This window comes from Bacillus sp. VT 712, from assembly GCF_001614195.1.
Classification (GTDB): Bacteria; Bacillota; Bacilli; order Bacillales; family Bacillaceae_H; genus Priestia; species Priestia flexa.
Map to the genome: position 1 here is coordinate 61706 of NZ_LWBK01000002.1, position 17902 is coordinate 79607.

Below are 17902 nucleotides of genomic sequence, written 5' to 3' on the forward strand. Positions count from 1 at the left end.
CACTAGTTGCTAATGCGTTAAAACACAATTGCCAGCCTAGCAAACGCAACTTTTTCATATGGTAATTCCACTGTTTTTGTACGTGTTTTAATGCGAATTGATAACGTTACTGTTGTACCGTCAAATGCTACTAGTTCGCCTTCAAACTCCTTTGCTCCTTCAATTGGCTCATATGTTTTTATGTATACATGCTTACCGATTGAACGTTCAAAGTCTTTGTCCTTCTTTAAAGGTCGCTCAGCACCTGGAGAGGATACTTCAAGAAAATAGTTATGTGTGATTGGATCAACTTCATCCATTTTCTCGCTAAGCTTTTCGCTTACAGCTCCGCAGTCTTCAATATCTACACCCGTTTCAGAATCAATAAAAACTCGAAGGAACCAATCGCGCCCTTCTTTTACATACTCTATTTCCACTAGCTCTAAGTTCATTTCTTCTAAAATTGGTGTAACCATTTCTTCTACTGTTTCTTTTACGCTTTTGCCCATTTCTAATCCTCCTTTCGAGACAACAAAATCTATGTCTCTTATCTAAAAAAGAGTGGACACATTTGATACTGTCCTTTCAATACCTAGTATGAAGCTGGTACATACGCACGATATACTAATGAGTAAGAATGATGAAAATAATAATGAATGTTTTCAATTCATATCGCCGTGATACAGTCCGGTACTTAAGTTTCGATGCTAGAACGTCTCGAGTCAAAAAGCATGCACGTACAGAAAAAACGAATCATGCTAACCGCCGATTCGTTTCCCATACTCCTTACTAGTTCGTAAGTTCATATCAATAAGAAAGAGCGGGTTTCCCCACTCTTTACTCGTCCGTATCCTTAGCATTTCCACATTCACTATATCATAACCGCTTATTTTATGCAAATGTTAGAAAAGTGAAAGTTGGTTTTGATCTGGCAAGCTTTCTAAGCAACCGTGATTGTCTAAATACTCTAGAATTGTCTTTGATACTTTTCCCCTTTGCTGTAGATCTTCTTTTGATAAAAACTCTCCATCCTTGCGAGCTTTCACAATATTTAAAGCCGCATTAGTACCCAATCCTGGAATGGAATTAAATGGTGGAATTAACGATGTACCATCAATAATAAACTCATCTGCACTCGATTCATACAAATCAACTTTTTTGAATGAATAGCCACGCTCACACATTTCAAGCGCAAGTTCAAGCACTGTTAATAAGTTCTTCTCTTTCGGAGAAGCATCAAGTCCCTTACCATTGATTTCTTCCATTTTCGCCCGAATAGCAGTCGAACCCTTAATCATTGTGTCAATATCGAAGTCATCGGCGCGTACTGTGAAATATGCTGCATAATATAAAAGCGCATGATGAACTTTAAAATACGCAATACGTACAGCCATTAAAACGTATGCTGCTGCATGGGCTTTCGGGAACATGTACTTAATCTTTTTACACGAATCAATGTACCAATCTGGCACGCCGTTTTTAATCATTTCTTCTTCGAATTCAGGGGTCAACCCTTTCCCTTTACGAACTGACTCCATAATTTTAAACGCTAAGGAAGGCTCTAACCCTTGATAAATTAAATACACCATAATATCATCACGACAGCCAATTACTTCACTTAGGTTACAAATATTATTACGAATTAACTCTTGCGCATTTCCTAGCCATACATCCGTTCCGTGAGATAGCCCAGAAATTTGAACAAGTTCTGAGAACGTAGATGGTTTTGTATCCTCCAACATTTGGCGAACAAATCGAGTACCGAATTCAGGGATACCAAGAGTTCCTGTTTTACACATAATCTGCTCTTCTGTTACACCTAAAGATTCCGTTCCGCTAAAGATCTTCATGACTTCAGGGTCATCTGTCGGAATGGTCTTTGGATCAATTCCACTTAAGTCTTGTAGCATACGAATAACCGTAGGGTCATCGTGCCCTAGAATATCAAGCTTTAAGAGATTGTCATGAATAGAGTGGAAGTCAAAATGAGTTGTACGCCACTCAGAGTTTCGATCATCTGCTGGGAACTGAATTGGTGTAAAGTCATAGATATCCATATAGTCTGGTACAACGATAATTCCTCCAGGGTGCTGACCTGTTGTTCGTTTTACTCCTGTACACCCTGCTACTAATCGATCAACTTCCGCATTTCGCAAATGCAATTCATGATCTCCAGCGTATCCCTTTACATATCCATACGCCGTTTTCTCTGCAACGGTACCGATTGTTCCAGCACGGTATACGTTGTCTTCTCCAAACAGCACTTTTGTATAGTTATGCGCTCTTGGCTGATATTCACCAGAGAAGTATGATGATAGGTAAGCATTTGAAGTTATCTCCAGCTTTTCCCCCATCTCACACCGTACGTGACCCTTTCAGTGTCATACGGCGTTCCATCGTTAACATTGTCGAAGTTACTCAGCTAAGTTTTGGATTTCCTACTTCCGTTCTTAACTGATTTAGGTTTTTAATTGCTTTTAAATCAAAAGTTTCAAGTATTGCTTTGTACTTTGGATTTGTCGTTGGATTGTTATTATGAATTAACATATGGTAGTCTTTTTTGATAATTATTAGATTATCGTAGTCATCAGTTCCACCTTGGGCAGTTGGTTTCTTGTGGTGACATATTGCGTTAAACGGGGTTAATCTTTCACCCGTTATTCCACAGCAACCTTTCTGGGCAACGTATTTACTTAGACGATTGTCTTCGTATTTTACGCTCTTGGACTTATAAGTACCTTTTCTAAACATTTCAATTTCAGTAACGGATACGTTTTTAATCTCTTTGTGAATGGCTTTTCGGTCTTTAGCATTATAGATTGTAAATTCTGGCTTGCGTTGACCTCGGATATTGTGTTTAACTGCTTCCATCGGATATACTAAAATGCCATTACTTTTAAATCTAGGACATCGGTAACCAGTGTAAAATTTTTCAATCACTTTGTTTTTCTCTTGAGTAAAATTAAAAATATTTCTGTATAAAAGTGATTTAATATTTTTGTGTACTCTATGCCTTATATCATTAAAGTCTTGGGATACTCTTGTAGCTATTTTGTAATAGTTCTGCATTCCAAGGATATTGGCGTTGTACATCATAATCTTTTCTGGTGTAGGACTTTTTCTTATCTTTACTAACTTATGCCTAATTACTTCTTCTACCTTATTTTTAGATTTAGGACACATTTTTGAGTTTACTATATATCCTGTTTTTCCAGTTCCCTTTTTAACGGCTCTGAACCGTACTCCCAAGAAGTCTGTACCATTTTTTCGGATATTTGTGATTTTGCTTTTCTCTTTGCTTGTCTCTAAGCCAAGTCTTTCTTGTAACCATTTTTCGACGGCTATTTTGATTTTCTTGGCATTATTGTATGAATTCGTAAAGATTTTAAAGTCATCCGCATATCTTACTAGGTACATCGGTTTGAGTTTCGTCTTTTTAAGAGCATCTGTTTTGTTTCGTTTTAATTTATAAGATATTTTCGTAGGTTTTGTTTCCCATTGGTTTGATATCCACCAATCTAACTCGTTTAATACAACATTTGCGAGTAGTGGTGATAATATCCCGCCTTGTGGCGTGCCTTTCTCTGGTACTCCAATTCCTTTGACTTCGGCTTTCAGCATTTTCTTAATAATTGATAATACTTTTTTGTCCCGTATCCCGATGGTCCATAGTTGTTTGAGAAGCTTGGTGTGATTAACATTATCGAAAAATCCTTTTATATCTACATCAACCACATAATGATTGAAGCTGTGATTTACTAGATGATAACATCTAGCCAAAGCGTCGTGGGTACTTCTTTTCGGTCTAAACCCAAAACTATTTGAGTTAAACTTTGCTTCCACAATAGGTTCAAGAATTTGCAAAAACATCTGTTGAATTAATCTGTCCTCTATTGTGGGAATTCCAAGTGGTCTCTTATCGCCATTAGGTTTAGGTATCAATACCCTTTTAACAGAATGTGGTTCGTAGTATTTAAGTCTTTTTCTTGTTATTGCAACAAGCTTGTTAATATCCATTCTTTGTAAATGTTTAATGGTATGTCCATTTGTGCCTTTTGTTTTGCTTCCAGTATTACTTTTGATATTTCGATATGCTAATCTAATGTTCTCTTCCGATACAATAAAATCATAAAGGTTTTTAAAGTATCTACCATTTGCGCTTTCTTCATAAAGATTATCCAACCGGTCTTGCATACCAAAGTATTCGTTATTTCTCAACTTTTGTATCATTAAGTCAGTCAACTAATCACTTCCTCTCGAAAGTTTTCGTTTCTTTAAGTCTTACTAGAACCTGACTTTTGTAGGTTTGTTTCGACGTTAACGACTAATGCCCTTCCCTCAAGAGTGTTTTATCCTCCGACTTATTGGTTATTCAGTCATCATAGGCAATCTTGTAAGCGGTACTACGGCATCACTGCCACTTCCATAAATCTATGTTATAGCTGTTACTTTTCCATAGAAACACTTTTAACGAAGTGCAACCTTCTGATGTGTTGGAAGCTTCTCACGTTCCACTATTTCTATCTTTACATAATCTACTTAGGTTCCCCCTAAATCCCGTTGAGCTTGACTGTGCCTGTAACACAGTATGGACTTTCATAACCAAACGTTTACTCATCCACACTCAAAATTCCTATTAGGAACCCATATCATTTCTGATATGTGACATTCACGAGAAGTCAATCGAGGGTTCGTCCCAGTTATTCTACTGATTCTAACCATATAGATTTTATAGACACCAGACCTATCGTTCACAGAAGCTTTATAGCTCCCTTTCCTCAGCCGTACTGTTAGGGTGACCTTCAGCCTACTTTAGCGGGCTTCAGACAAAAGTTGTTTTTGCATTACTTCTTATGCCTGCCGCAGCTTCAGTGAGTGTGTTTCAGGGCGTTACCCCATCATTCCACACTTCGAAATAGTAGTTCTCCTAGCATTATAGCTAGTGGCTAATCTTTTCAATTAGCAACGTGACGCACTCAAATCGATATCCGGTACTTTATCTCCTTTGAAACCAAGGAACGTTTCAAACGGAATGTCATGTCCGTCTTTTTTATACGGAGTGCCACATTCGACGCAACTTTTATCAGGGAGGTCAAATCCAGAACCTACCGAACCGTCATCAAAAAACTCCGAATGCTTACATGAAGGGCAAACATAGTGCGGCGGCAGTGGATTTACTTCGGTAATTTCCGTCATCGTCGCTACAAATGAAGATCCGACAGAACCACGCGACCCAACGAGATAGCCGTCATCTAGCGATTTCTTTACAAGCTTATGAGAAATTAGATAAATAACCGCGAAGCCGTGACCAATGATACTTTTTAACTCTTTTTCCAACCTTGCTTCAACAACTTCAGGCAAATCGTCTCCATAGATGCTTCTAGCCATCGCATAGCTCATCGCCCTCATTTCTTCATCGGCACCTTCAATTTTCGGCGTATATAAGTCGTCTTTAATCGGCTTAACTTCTTCAATCATATCAGCAACTTTTTGCGTATTGGCTACGACAATTTCCTTGGCTTTATCAGCACCTAAAAATGAGAAGCACTCCAACATTTCATCTGTTGTGCGGAAATGAACGTCCGGTAGCTGATGACGATTAAGCGGATTAGCGCCACCCTGTGAACTAATTAATATTTTTCGATATATTTTATCTTCTGGATTCAGATAATGAACGTTTCCAGTAGCAACTACAGGCTTCTCTAACTTTTCACCGAGCTTCACAATATTGTTAATAATGTCTTTTAACGCTCGCTCATCTCGCACCAGCTCTAGTTCGATGAGGTGCTTGTAGTTTTCAGGCGGCTGTACTTCAATGTAATCATAGAATTCTGCCGCTTCTTGCACTTCATCGATACCTTTTTGCATCATTCCTTCGAATACTTCACCGCGGTCGCAAGCAGTCCCGATTAAAATCCCTTCTCGAAACTTTTGAAGTTTGGAACGCGGGATACGCGGTACACGATAGAAATAGTTTAAATGAGAAATTGAAATGAGCTTAAACAAGTTTTTTAAGCCTGTTTCATTTTGAGCCAACATCGTTACATGATACGGGCGTGCGCGCTGGTAAGCATTCCCTTCTCCCATATAATCGTTAAGCTGATTATGATTTAAGATATCACGTTCAAACGCATCTTTTAACATTTTGACTAGTAAATAACCAGTTGTTTCAGCATCATAAATCGCACGGTGATGCTGGACTAGCTCTACATCAAACTTTTTCGCTAACGTGTTCAAACGATGATTTTTCATATGTGGATATAAAAACCTTGCTAGCTCTAAGGTATCAATCACACCATTTTGTACTTTTTCAAATCCAGCTCGCTGTAATCCTGCATTTAAAAAGCCCATATCAAAGCTCGCGTTATGTGCAACTAAAATGTCATTTCCAATCCAATCGCTGAACTTCTTTAAGACCTCTGAAGCATCTGGCGCATCTTGTACCATGTCATCCGTAATACCCGTTAACTCAATTGTCGTAGCTGAAAGAGGGTGATGCGGGTTAGCAAAGCTTTCAAACTTATCAATGATTTCTCCCTCTTTCATTTTAACAGCAGCCAGCTCAATGACCGTGTCATACACGGCTGATAAACCAGTTGTTTCTACGTCAAATACGATATACGTGGCATCTGGAAGCGAAACATCTTGAGGATTATATGCAATCGGCACACCGTCATCCACGAGATTTGCTTCGACACCATATAAAATTTTAATCCCGTTTTTCTTTCCCGCACCGTATGCTTCAGGGAAAGACTGTGCTACAGCATGGTCCGTTACGGCAATGGCTTTATGTCCCCACTTTTTAGCTTGACCAACCAATGTGCTCACCGATGTTACAGCGTCCATTTGACTCATCGGTGTATGGAGATGAAGCTCAACACGCTTTTCGTCATCAGAAGCTTTATCCTGTCTTGTAATTGGTGAAATTTCATTCACATCGTTTCCAATCATAACAAGATCGCGTACAAACGTATCATTTTGTACACTGCCTCGTACTTTCACCCACATGCCTTTTTTAATTGCTTGAAGCAGTGGAATATCTTCTTTATCGCGTGAGAACATCTTAATCATAATGGAATTTGTATAGTCTGTAATTTTAAAGATTAATAGCGTACGGCCGCTTCGAAGCTCTCTTGTTTCAGCATCAAATACATAGCCTTGTACAGCAATTCTCTTCTCTTCATCAACAATGGTATCAAGTGAGACCACTTCATCTTTAATTGTATAACCGATTGTAAGCGGACCTTTTGGTAAATCTGGCCCATCACTTTTATCGTTTTCTTTATTCTGCATTTCAGTAATGGCCTGAAGCACTTTTTCTGTATCTTCCTGCTTGCGCTGCTCAACAAACTGTTGAAAAGCTTCCTCAGAATGCACAACCTCTGTTACCAGCTGCATCTGTGGAAAACCATAGGACGAATACTGGTCGGCAATTAGCTGACCATATTTTTTTCGCAGAGCCGTTCCTTCCGCCTCATGTCTTGCATTTAATACTAGCTTTACACCATTTAGCGTTGGCCTTTGTCCTTGTAAAAGCGACATAAGTAAAGGCGAAATACCTTGAAGTTCACTGATACAATGTTGCCAGTAGCTTTGAATGTCGTCCTGTGTACATTCTTTCGTCTCTGCTGTAATAGAAAAAGAGACGTTTGCTATATGTGAGAAAGCTGACCGAATACGTGTTTGAAAAAGCTCATACACATTAAACGGAAGCACTCGTTGAAATTGAAAGTAAAAGTGCCATTTTTTTTGTTCTTTATTAATGACTACCTTCTCAATTGAGGCTTGGTCAAAATAAGGAACAACTTGGTCACTCGTTAACTCTAACTGCTGCAGCAGTAGCTTAAAACGCTCTTTTTTTCCTAGCGTTTGTTCTCCCAAAACTTCTGCCTCCTTTAAAAAATAATGCACTTCATTTTAACATAAACCTAGCATCGGCTGTTGATGCAATGCTTATAAAATCAAACGAAAATCGCTCAACTGCAAATACGAAACTTGTCATATTTGCATTGAGCGATTTTAAAATTAGCGTAAATTACTTAGCTAACATTTCCATAATTTTTGATTCTACTTCATCAACATGGACTTCAAATGATTCCCCTGTTTGACGCATTTTCACTTCTACAATTCCTTCTGAGGCACGTTTACCAACCGTAACGCGCACTGGAATTCCAATTAGATCTGAATCTGCGAATTTAACTCCTACACGTTCTTGTCGATCATCAAGCAGCACTTCTACACGACGATCTAATAGCTGGTTATATAACGTTTCACCAAGCTTGCGCTGCTCATCATTTTTCACATTTACCGTGATAACATGGACATGATAAGGCGCAACAGCTTGAGGCCACACAAAACCTTTCTCGTCATTAAACTGCTCAGCAATCGCTGCTAATGTACGCGATACACCAATTCCGTAACAGCCCATAATCATTGGCTGAGAACGGCCATTTTCATCTAGGTATGTTGCGCCCATTGCTTCGCTATAGCGCGTACCTAATTTAAATACGTGACCCACTTCGATTCCTTTAGCAAACTTAATAATACCTTGTCCATCTGGAGAAGCGTCTCCCTCTTGAATAAAGCGGAAGTCTTCATATGTTGCTGTAAAATCTCTCTCTGGATTCACGCCTTGGTAGTGAACACCATCTTCGTTTGCTCCGCATACGCCATTTACAACAGCTTTTACTGCATGATCTGCGACTACTTCAATCTTCTCGCTTACTTGAATAGGACCAAGTGAACCAATTTGAGCTGCCATCACTTCTTTTGCTTCCTCTGGCGTTGCAAGCTCAACAACTGTTGCTTCAAAATAATTTTTTACTTTGATATCATTAATCTCATGATCTCCACGAGCTAAGACCAACACAAAGCGATCATCTACCTTAAATAGCAGCGACTTAATGCATGATGATGCTTCGACATTTAAAAACGATGCAACTTCTTCAATTGTGCGCGCATCAGGCGTATTTACTTTTTCAAGTTCAACAGGTGCTTCGTTTGATTTCTTATACTGCGTTACGACTGGAGCCATTTCAATATTTGCAGCATAAGAAGATGTATCTGAATAAGCAATTGTATCTTCACCGATTTCAGATAGCACCATAAACTCATGCGTATCTTTTCCACCCATTGCCCCTGAATCTGCAATAACTGCGCGGAAGTTTAATCCGCAACGCTCAAAAATGCGGCTGTATGCTTCGTACATCTTATCATACACTTCATCTAAGCTTTCTTGTGAAGCATGGAAAGAATAAGCATCTTTCATCACAAACTCACGACCACGTAATAGTCCAAAACGCGGACGTTTTTCATCACGAAACTTTGTTTGGATTTGATATAGGTTTAAAGGTAATCTTTTGTATGATTTTACTTCATCACGAAGCAAGCTTGTAATAACTTCTTCATGCGTTGCGCCTAAAGCGAATTCACGGCTATGGCGATCGTTCATACGCATTAATTCTGGTCCATATGAATACCAACGGCCAGACTCTTTCCACAACTCTGCTTGTTGAAGTGCAGGCATTAGCAATTCAACTGAGCCAGCACGCTCCATTTCTTGTCTTACAATTTCTTCAACCTTTTGAAGCACTTTTTTACCTAAAGGTAAGAAGCTGTATACACCACTAGCATTTTGGCGAATAAAGCCTGATCTCACTAAAAGCTGATGACTTTTTACTTCTGCATCAGCAGGTACTTCTCTTAATGTAGGAATTAATGTTGCACTTTGTCTCATAACCTTGCACCTCTTTACTCACTTCTCTATTTTCATAGTTTATCACGCTTTTACAACCACAGTAAGCCCCTATTTACAGGGGCTTACCTTTGTTCATCACGTATTCCCTATTTGTTTTTATAAAAAGAAACTTTGAATGTCATTCCACGTTACTACAAGCATTAATAGCATAAGTAACGCAAATCCAATAAAGTGAACTACACCTTCTTTTTGACGATCAATCGGCTTACCCCGTACTGCTTCAACTGCAAAGAACACGAGACGTCCACCATCTAAAGCCGGAATAGGTAATAGATTCACGATTCCTAAGTTGATGCTTAAAACAGCCGCCCACTTCATTAGGTAGTAAATACCTGACTGTGCCACTTGGTCAGTAGCTGCATAAATACCAACAGGACCTGAAAGCATATCAAGTGAAAACTGTCCTGTCACTAGCTTTCCTAACCCAGTCACAATTTCTTTCATCCACGTTGCTGTTTCAGTTGCGCCGTTTGTGATAGAGCCAATTACCGACTTTTCAACAGGTGCATACACACCTATTAAACCGATTTTTTCTTCTCCCATTTCACGACTATCCGGTGTTACCTCTATTTCACGCGTTTCATCACCGCGATTAACAGTGAACGTAATCTCTTGCTCTGGATGCTTACGGATGACTTCAACAACATCTTGCCATGTCGAAACAGCTGCACCATCAATTGCTTGTACTTCATCACCTTGTTTCAAGCCCGCTTCAATAGCAGCGCCGTCCTTTGTTAATTCACCAAGTACCGGCTTATCAACTGCATAGCCTTGTGAAATCCCTAGCACCACAAAAATAACGAAAGCTAGCACAAAGTTCATTAAAGGACCTGCAAAGATAGCCATAGCACGTTGTCCCAATGTTTTGGAAGCAAATTGACGACTGTACGGTGCGATTTGAACCTCATCACCATCAACAATAAAGTACGACTCTTCAGCTACTCTAAAGGTGTGTAATCGTTCTTCATCTTCTGATTCATATCCTTTAATAACCATTTCATGCTCTAAGTCTGCATGCTCTACTTCAATCACTCTAGCATCTGGATATTGCTCTTTATTATTAATAATGACTTTTTCTACCTTTTCATCATTATTAAACAGTAAGCCAATAACCTGACCCGGTTTCACATCAATCATTTCCGGATCTTCCCCGGCCATACGTACGAATCCACCTAATGGCAATAAGCGAATTGTATAGACTGTTTCATCTCGTTTGAACGAAAGAATTTTCGGCCCAAAGCCGATAGCAAATTCACGGCATAGAATTCCAGCTCGTTTCGCAAAAATTAAATGCCCTAACTCATGGAAAAAGACAAGAGCACCAAAGATAATAATAAACGCAATGACCGTATTCAATGGGTATGCCCCCCTTCTTATGATAAGGTGAAACGTTAATCAGAAATGTACGCCTTCTTAAGTTATCATACTAACTTTAATTAGTACGAGCTAAAAGGTTTACAAGTTTTCTTGTTTCTAAATCTACTTCTTTTATTGTAGACAAGCAAGGATTTTTTATAACCTGATGCTCATTCATTGCTCGTTCAATCACATCTTCAATCTCTAAAAACGTAATAGCCCCATCTAAAAAGGCCTGAACAGCGGATTCATTTGCTGCGTTTAAAACCGTTGGCATCGTACCGCCTACTTTACCTGCTTCAAAAGCAAAACGCAAACATCTAAAGCGGTCTTGATCCATTTTCGAAAAGTGTAGCTGTCCAATATCAGCCAAGCTTAAACGATCTGTGCCCTGCAGCGGTAAGCGTTTTGGATAGGTTAACGCATATTGAATTGGCACGCGCATATCTGGTGTTCCAAGCTGTGCAATTACACTAGTATCAGCAAACTCCACCATTGAATGAATAATACTTTCTTTATGTAATAATACATCAATTTGTTCATACGGAATATCAAAAAGCCAGCGTGCCTCAATGACTTCTAGTCCTTTATTCATCATAGTAGCTGAGTCAATTGTAATTTTTGCGCCCATCGACCAATTTGGATGATTTAACGCTTCTTGAACGGTTACACCTTTTAACTCTTCTCTTGTTTTATCTCGGAAGCTACCGCCAGAAGCTGTTAAGATTAAACGATCGATTGCTTTATCATCTTGCCCTTGAAGGCTTTGAAAAATAGCTGAATGCTCGCTATCTACTGGTAAAATGTCCACTCCATACTCCTTAGCCGCACTCATAACAATATGGCCTGCTGTAACTAACGTTTCCTTATTGGCTAACGCAATTGTTTTTCTCATTTTAATCGCTTCAAGCGTTGGTACTAATCCAACACTTCCCACAACGGCATTCACTACTACTTCCGTTTCCGGGTGTGTCGCTACCGCCACCAAACCTTCTTCACCATACATGAACGTTACGTTTGGAAACTCCGCCTGCAGTGTTTCACTGTCTTCTTTGTTCATAAGTGAGACAAGAGATGGCTTACATACTTGAATAATCTTGCGTGCTTCTTGTACATTTCGACCAAATGACATAGCTACAAGTTCAAAAGAATCACAGTGAGCTTGAACAACGTCAACTGTTTGAAGTCCAATCGAACCTGTAGCACCTAATAAAGAAAGTTTCTTCAAATATATTCACTCCCATTACTTCAAAGACATGTTTTTACTGAGTAGACAAGCCTTAGCTATTTTTAATTATGGTTCTACTAGAGAGATAAAAGAAACGCCAGAATTGGCATAATAAATAGCAGACTGTCAAATCGGTCTAGTATTCCTCCATGCCCCGGTAAGAGTTTACCTGAATCTTTTACTCCATAATGTCGTTTAAATGCCGACTGTACTAAATCTCCCATTTGTCCAAACAAAGAGATGATGATTCCAATTAAAAGTACTGCGCCCATGGACTGCTCAATGCCCGACGTGACTTTAAAAATAACCGCAACTACTAATGCACATACTACTCCACCAACAAAGCCTTCAATTGTTTTATTAGGACTAATCTCAGGCCACAGCTTTCTCTTCCCCATTGCTCGTCCGATAAAGTAAGCGCCAGAATCAGTTGCCCAAATTAAAAGAAATGCGAAAAATAAATATGTTAACCCATGCTCTGCACGAACTTCAATAAAGTAGTGAAAGCCTAGCCCTACGTAAATGGTCGTTAATAAAAGAAAACCTACGCCATCAAATGTAAATACATTTTTTACAACTACTGTATACATTAATAATAACAGCGTAGCAAATAGAGCTACTTCTACTTTATGTTCACTTACCATTTGAAATGCAACATCTGAGCTATTTGGTAGTAAAAACACCCACGTTAGTAGGAAACTGATAATGCTGGGAAAAGACAATGGTTTGATTTTTTTCATATTTAACAGTTCAACAACACCAATTGTTGCTAACAAATACATTAAAGCAGTAAATGGCATGCCACCAATCATGACAATAGGAACAAACACCGCTAGTGCAACAATGGCTGTAATGATTCTTTGTTTCATGTTAGTTCAACACCCTCTTAGACTCCACCAAAGCGACGCCCACGATTTTGGAACGCCTCAATTGCTTCAATTAAATGATTTTCTTTAAAATCTGGCCATAATACATCTGTAAACCAAAATTCAGTATAAGCTAACTGCCAAAGCATAAAGTTACTTAAGCGCAGTTCACCACTTGTTCGAATTAACAAATCTGGATCTTGTAAGCTCTTACTCATTAAATACGAAGAAAACAATTCGTCATTAATTTCAGAAGGATTTAAATTGTTAGATTCAACATCCTTCGCAATAGCCTGGACAGCCTTAACGATTTCATGTCGACTTCCATAATTAAGTGCAAAGTTCAAAATAAGGCCTGTATTATCTTTTGTTTCATCAATTGCCTTATCAACTGCACGTAATGTATGAGAAGGTAGTTCACTCTTATCTCCCATAATGCGCACCTGAACATTTTCTTCAATCAGCTCCGGTAAAAAAGTCGTTAAAAATTCCTCAGGTAACTTCATAAGGAATTCTACTTCCACCTTTGGTCGTTTCCAGTTCTCTGTTGAAAAAGCATATAAAGTTAGCGCTTTAACGCCCAATTGACTTGCTGCTTTTGTAATTTGTCGAACGACTTTCATTCCCTCATGATGTCCCATCATTCTAGGAAGTGCTCTTTTTTGTGCCCAGCGCCCATTACCATCCATAATAATTGCAATATGTTCTGGTACAGCCTGCTTCTTCACTCGCTCTTTTCGTTCCTCAAAAGACTGTGTGCCTGGATCTTGACTTTTTTTCCATGCTTGAATTTTTTTTAACATGCAAAGGTCCCCCGTTGTATGTTCTCATTGACATTTTGTTCTTTGTCATTCGATATTTTGTCTTACTACACATTATTAACAAAAAAACCCCCTGTAAACAATAGAGGGTCTTTTACAATATATTTTACATTGAAATGACTTATACCGCCATAATTTCCTGCTCTTTATCTTTTGTCACGCTATCAACTTTAGCAATGTGGTCATCCGTTAACTTTTGAATATCATCACTATATCCGCGAAGATCATCTTCTGTAATTTCACCGTTTTTCTCTAACTTTTTAAGGTCATCGTTTGCATCACGACGAATATTACGAACTGCTACTTTCGCATCTTCAGACGCTTTCTTCACTGTTTTAACAAGCTCTTTACGACGCTCTTCTGTTAAAGCAGGAATTGATAAACGGATGATTGAACCATCGCTTGTTGGCGTTAGGCCTAGGTCAGATTTCATAATTGCTTTTTCCACTTCACCAAGCTGTGATTTATCATAAGGTTGGATTACCAACATACGAGCTTCCGGTACGCTAACTTGTGCAAGTTGATTAATTGGTGTTGGAACACCATAATATTCAACCGTCACGCGGTCTAATAATGAAGCACTCGCACGTCCAGCACGAATTGAAGCTAATTCACGACTATATGACTGAAGTGCTTTTTCCATTCTTTCCTTTGCATCTTGCAACACTTGTTTTGCCATCATTATTTCCCCCTTACAATTGTTCCAATATTTTCGCCTGTTACGGCACGTTTGATGTTTCCTTCTTCCGTAATCGAGAAGACGATTAGCGGAATATCATTATCCATGCATAGAGAAGAAGCAGTCGAATCCATTACAGCTAGTCCATCCTTTAAGACATCAATGTATGTTAATGTTTCATACTTTACTGCGTCTGGAACTAGTTTCGGATCAGCATTGTATACGCCATCAACATTATTTTTCGCCATTAGAATTACATCTGCTTCAATTTCAGCCGCACGCAACGCAGCTGTCGTATCAGTAGAGAAGTAAGGATTTCCTGTACCTGCTGCAAAGATTACAACGCGTTTCTTCTCAAGGTGACGAACCGCTTTTCTTCTTATGTATGGTTCAGCAACTTGTCTCATTTCGATAGATGTTTGAACGCGAGTTTGTACTCCAATGTTCTCTAAGCTATCTTGAAGTGCTAGTGAATTCATAACAGTTGCAAGCATGCCCATGTAATCTGCAGCTGCACGGTCCATTCCCATTTCGCTACCAATTTTACCACGCCAAATGTTTCCACCACCAACGACTACTGCTACTTCAACGCCTAAGTCATAAACGTCTTTCACTTGCTCTGCAACCGACTTAATGATAGAAGGATTAATACCAAATCCGTCTTCTCCTGCTAATGCTTCGCCACTTAATTTTAATACAATACGATTATATTTTGCTTGACTCATGCCTAACCTCCATCGTCAACGGTGAGATCCATTTTTTTGAAAAAGGGAACACAGAGTGTTCCCCATTTAATCACATTCTTACTTTTTAACTTGGCTCATTACTTCTTCAGCAAAGTTATCTTGACGCTTCTCAATACCTTCTCCTACTTCAAAGCGTACAAAGCTCTCTACTGTTGCACCTTTGCTCTCAACGAATTGACGAACTTTTTGATCAGGATTTTTAACAAATGTTTGATCTAATAAGCAGATATCTTCGAAGAATTTGCTTAAGCGACCTTCAACCATTTTTGCAACGATTTTTTCTGGCTTACCTTCGTTTAATGCTTGCTGTGTTAATACTTCACGCTCACGCTCAGTCTCTTCAGCAGAAACTTCGTCACGAGATACATATTTAGGGTTGATAGCAGCGATGTGCATTGCAACATCTTTTGCAGCTTGCTCATCAGTTGTACCAGATAATACTGTTAATACACCAATACGTCCACCCATGTGTAAGTAAGCACCAAATGCGTCAGCATCTGTTTTGCTTACTACAGCGAAACGACGTAGAGAAAGTTTTTCACCAATTGTAGCGATTGCTGAGTTAATGTGCTCTTCTACAGTAGCTCCATTTTCCATTTTTTGAGCAACAGCTTCTTCAACGTTAGCTGGTTTGTTAGCTAAGATATGTGCAGCAAGTTCTTTTGTTAACTTCTGGAAACCTTCGTTTTTCGCAACGAAATCTGTTTCAGAGTTTACTTCAAGGATAACTGCTTCGTTACCTTGTGTTTCGATGTAAGTTAAACCTTCAGCAGCGATACGATCAGATTTCTTAGCCGCTTTAGCAATACCTTTTTCACGTAAGAAATCGATTGCTTTTTCCATGTCACCGCCAGTTTCAGTTAATGCTTTTTTACAATCCATCATACCAGCGCCAGTTTTTTCACGTAATTCTTTTACCATTTGAGCTGTAATTGCCATAATAAATAGCCTCCTTATTTGGGTATGTACTCTATATCAATTAATTAAATCTTTTCAAAAAAAGGTGATAAAAGGCTATTCCCTCTTATCACCTTTCGTGGAATTAAGCAGTAGTTGTTTCAGTTTCAACTGCTGTTTCTTCACCTTGTTTTGCTTCTAAGATTGCATCAGCGATTTTAGAAGTTAAAAGTTTCACAGCACGAATTGCATCATCGTTTGCAGGGATTACATAATCAATTTCGTCTGGATCACAGTTTGTATCTACGATACCAACGATTGGGATGTGTAATTTTTTAGCTTCTGCTACTGCGATACGCTCTTTACGAGGATCGATGATGAATAATGCATCAGGAAGTTGTTTCATATCTTTGATACCGCCTAAGAATTTCTCAAGACGCTCTAACTCTTTTTTAAGTTGAACTACTTCTTTCTTAGGTAGTACTTCAAAAGTACCGTCTTCTTGCATTCTTTCGATGTCTTTTAAACGCTTAATACGTTTTTGGATTGTAGAGAAGTTTGTTAATGTACCACCTAACCAACGTTGGTTAACGAAGTACATACCAGCGCGAGCTGCTTCTTCTTTAACAGAATCTTGAGCTTGCTTTTTAGTACCTACGAATAACATAGTACCGCCATCAGCAGCTAATTCTTTAACGAAGCGGTAAGCTTCTTCTACTTTCTTAACTGTTTTTTGAAGATCGATAATGTAGATACCGTTACGCTCAGTGAAGATATATTTCTTCATTTTTGGGTTCCAACGGCGAGTTTGGTGACCGAAATGTACACCAGCTTCTAGTAATTGTTTCATTGAAATTACTGACATGTGTTTTTCCTCCTAATGGTTTTGATTATCCTCCGCTCATTTCATCTTTAGCCAAAACTACAAAGCGTAGCACCAATGACTAAATCAATGAGCGTGTGTATTAACACCAAAAACAAATATAGCACACTCACTTTTCACAAGCAAGCCTAAAATGCAGTTTATTGTTGAAATTTCAATAATAACTCAATTTCAGTTTTCCCTCTATATAGATTTTTCGCAATTTCTTCGATTGTTAAACCTTTTTTTTGCAGAGAAAGCGCAATTTCTTGTACTTCATTTCTAGATAATTTACTAGCTTCTTCCTTTGTCAGTTCGTTTTCACTTCTTTCAACTTCTTCGGTCATCTCTTGTTGAAGAAGTTCTGCAAAAGACTCTTGTGGTTCGCTTTTTAAATCTATTTTTTGATAAGCAATATCTAACTTTTCTTTCCCTTCCTCATCAGAAGGTGGTTTTGTTATAGACACACCTGGCTGTTCAGCTTCTATTCGCTTCATTCTTTGCTGCACCTTTAGTAGAAAAGCATCGTTTTGAGCATCCACTTCCGCTAAATAAGTCGCCATTGTGCTATCCATTTCCTCTATTATTTCACGCTGTTTTTTTTCTAAAGCATTTACCGAATACAGTTGCTGACGCAACCGCCAAATAACTAGAAGCGTCACACTATGTAAAACAAAGCTAATCATTAATAAGATATACATTGTAAAATCC

General features: G+C 38.7%; 12 protein-coding genes and 2 pseudogenes. All 14 read right to left on the reverse strand.

The window, feature by feature from the left end; translation table 11 throughout:
• Positions 1-17: 17 nt before the first annotated feature.
• The 14 genes and pseudogenes from rimP to A2U94_RS01085 all read right to left on the reverse strand — a co-directional run bounded on the left by rimP (position 18) and on the right by A2U94_RS01085 (position 17892).
• Positions 18-488 (reverse strand): ribosome maturation factor RimP, encoded by a 471-nt coding sequence (rimP, locus tag A2U94_RS01020; protein WP_025908947.1) that lies wholly within the window; start codon positions 486-488, stop codon positions 18-20.
• A 393-nt stretch (positions 489-881) separates the two neighbouring features.
• A pseudogene (locus tag A2U94_RS01025) lies at positions 882-2285 on the reverse strand (PolC-type DNA polymerase III); the annotation flags it as partial.
• Between the two features lie 112 nt (positions 2286-2397).
• On the reverse strand, positions 2398-4221 hold the full coding sequence (ltrA, locus tag A2U94_RS01030; RefSeq protein WP_062954392.1) for a group II intron reverse transcriptase/maturase: 1824 nt from the start codon (positions 4219-4221) through the stop codon (positions 2398-2400).
• Positions 4222-4947: 726 nt separating this feature from the next.
• Positions 4948-7860 (reverse strand): annotated as a pseudogene (locus A2U94_RS01035) (PolC-type DNA polymerase III); the annotation flags it as partial.
• Between the two features lie 154 nt (positions 7861-8014).
• On the reverse strand, positions 8015-9715 hold the full coding sequence (locus A2U94_RS01040) for a proline--tRNA ligase (RefSeq protein WP_062686202.1): 1701 nt from the start codon (positions 9713-9715) through the stop codon (positions 8015-8017).
• A gap of 117 nt (positions 9716-9832) precedes the next feature.
• On the reverse strand, positions 9833-11092 hold the full coding sequence (gene rseP, locus A2U94_RS01045) for an RIP metalloprotease RseP (RefSeq protein WP_025908953.1): 1260 nt from the start codon (positions 11090-11092) through the stop codon (positions 9833-9835).
• A 76-nt stretch (positions 11093-11168) separates the two neighbouring features.
• A complete protein-coding gene (dxr, locus tag A2U94_RS01050; protein ID WP_025908954.1) occupies positions 11169-12320 on the reverse strand; it encodes a 1-deoxy-D-xylulose-5-phosphate reductoisomerase in 1152 nt (383 codons plus the stop codon).
• 77 nt (positions 12321-12397) lie between these two features.
• The gene (locus tag A2U94_RS01055) at positions 12398-13189 is read right to left on the reverse strand and encodes a phosphatidate cytidylyltransferase (protein WP_025908955.1); all 792 of its coding nucleotides are present in this window, start codon (positions 13187-13189) and stop codon (positions 12398-12400) included.
• Between the two features lie 17 nt (positions 13190-13206).
• Positions 13207-13989 carry an undecaprenyl pyrophosphate synthase gene (gene uppS / locus A2U94_RS01060; protein ID WP_025908956.1) on the reverse strand — a complete coding sequence of 261 codons (783 nt, stop codon included), beginning with the start codon at positions 13987-13989 and terminating at the stop codon, positions 13207-13209.
• Between the two features lie 139 nt (positions 13990-14128).
• Entirely contained in the window at positions 14129-14686 is a 558-nt protein-coding gene (gene frr / locus A2U94_RS01065; RefSeq protein WP_025908957.1) for a ribosome recycling factor, read from the reverse strand.
• A gap of 2 nt (positions 14687-14688) precedes the next feature.
• Positions 14689-15411, reverse strand: a complete 723-nt coding sequence (gene pyrH / locus A2U94_RS01070) for a UMP kinase (RefSeq protein WP_025908958.1) — start codon at positions 15409-15411, stop codon at positions 14689-14691.
• A gap of 78 nt (positions 15412-15489) precedes the next feature.
• A complete protein-coding gene (tsf, locus tag A2U94_RS01075) occupies positions 15490-16371 on the reverse strand; it encodes a translation elongation factor Ts (protein ID WP_025908959.1) in 882 nt (293 codons plus the stop codon).
• A 103-nt stretch (positions 16372-16474) separates the two neighbouring features.
• The gene (gene rpsB, locus A2U94_RS01080) at positions 16475-17194 is read right to left on the reverse strand and encodes a 30S ribosomal protein S2 (RefSeq protein ID WP_025908960.1); all 720 of its coding nucleotides are present in this window, start codon (positions 17192-17194) and stop codon (positions 16475-16477) included.
• Positions 17195-17352: 158 nt separating this feature from the next.
• Complete coding sequence (locus A2U94_RS01085) at positions 17353-17892, reverse strand: hypothetical protein (RefSeq protein WP_025908961.1); 540 nt, start codon at positions 17890-17892, stop codon at positions 17353-17355.
• Between the last annotated feature and the right edge of the window lie 10 nt (positions 17893-17902).

What these genes read in the sequence shown, in the direction of transcription:
- frr (WP_025908957.1), bottom strand. Translation starts at nt 14,686, where the DNA reads ATGGCAAAACAAGTGTTGCAAGATGCAAAGGAAAGAATGGAAAAAGCA.
- A2U94_RS01055 (WP_025908955.1), bottom strand. Translation starts at nt 13,189, where the DNA reads ATGAAACAAAGAATCATTACAGCCATTGTTGCACTAGCGGTGTTTGTT.
- A2U94_RS01040 (WP_062686202.1), bottom strand. Translation starts at nt 9,715, where the DNA reads ATGAGACAAAGTGCAACATTAATTCCTACATTAAGAGAAGTACCTGCT.
- rimP (WP_025908947.1), bottom strand. Translation starts at nt 488, where the DNA reads ATGGGCAAAAGCGTAAAAGAAACAGTAGAAGAAATGGTTACACCAATT.
- uppS (WP_025908956.1), bottom strand. Translation starts at nt 13,989, where the DNA reads ATGTTAAAAAAAATTCAAGCATGGAAAAAAAGTCAAGATCCAGGCACA.
- tsf (WP_025908959.1), bottom strand. Translation starts at nt 16,371, where the DNA reads ATGGCAATTACAGCTCAAATGGTAAAAGAATTACGTGAAAAAACTGGC.
- pyrH (WP_025908958.1), bottom strand. Translation starts at nt 15,411, where the DNA reads ATGAGTCAAGCAAAATATAATCGTATTGTATTAAAATTAAGTGGCGAA.
- A2U94_RS01085 (WP_025908961.1), bottom strand. Translation starts at nt 17,892, where the DNA reads ATGTATATCTTATTAATGATTAGCTTTGTTTTACATAGTGTGACGCTT.
- rpsB (WP_025908960.1), bottom strand. Translation starts at nt 17,194, where the DNA reads ATGTCAGTAATTTCAATGAAACAATTACTAGAAGCTGGTGTACATTTC.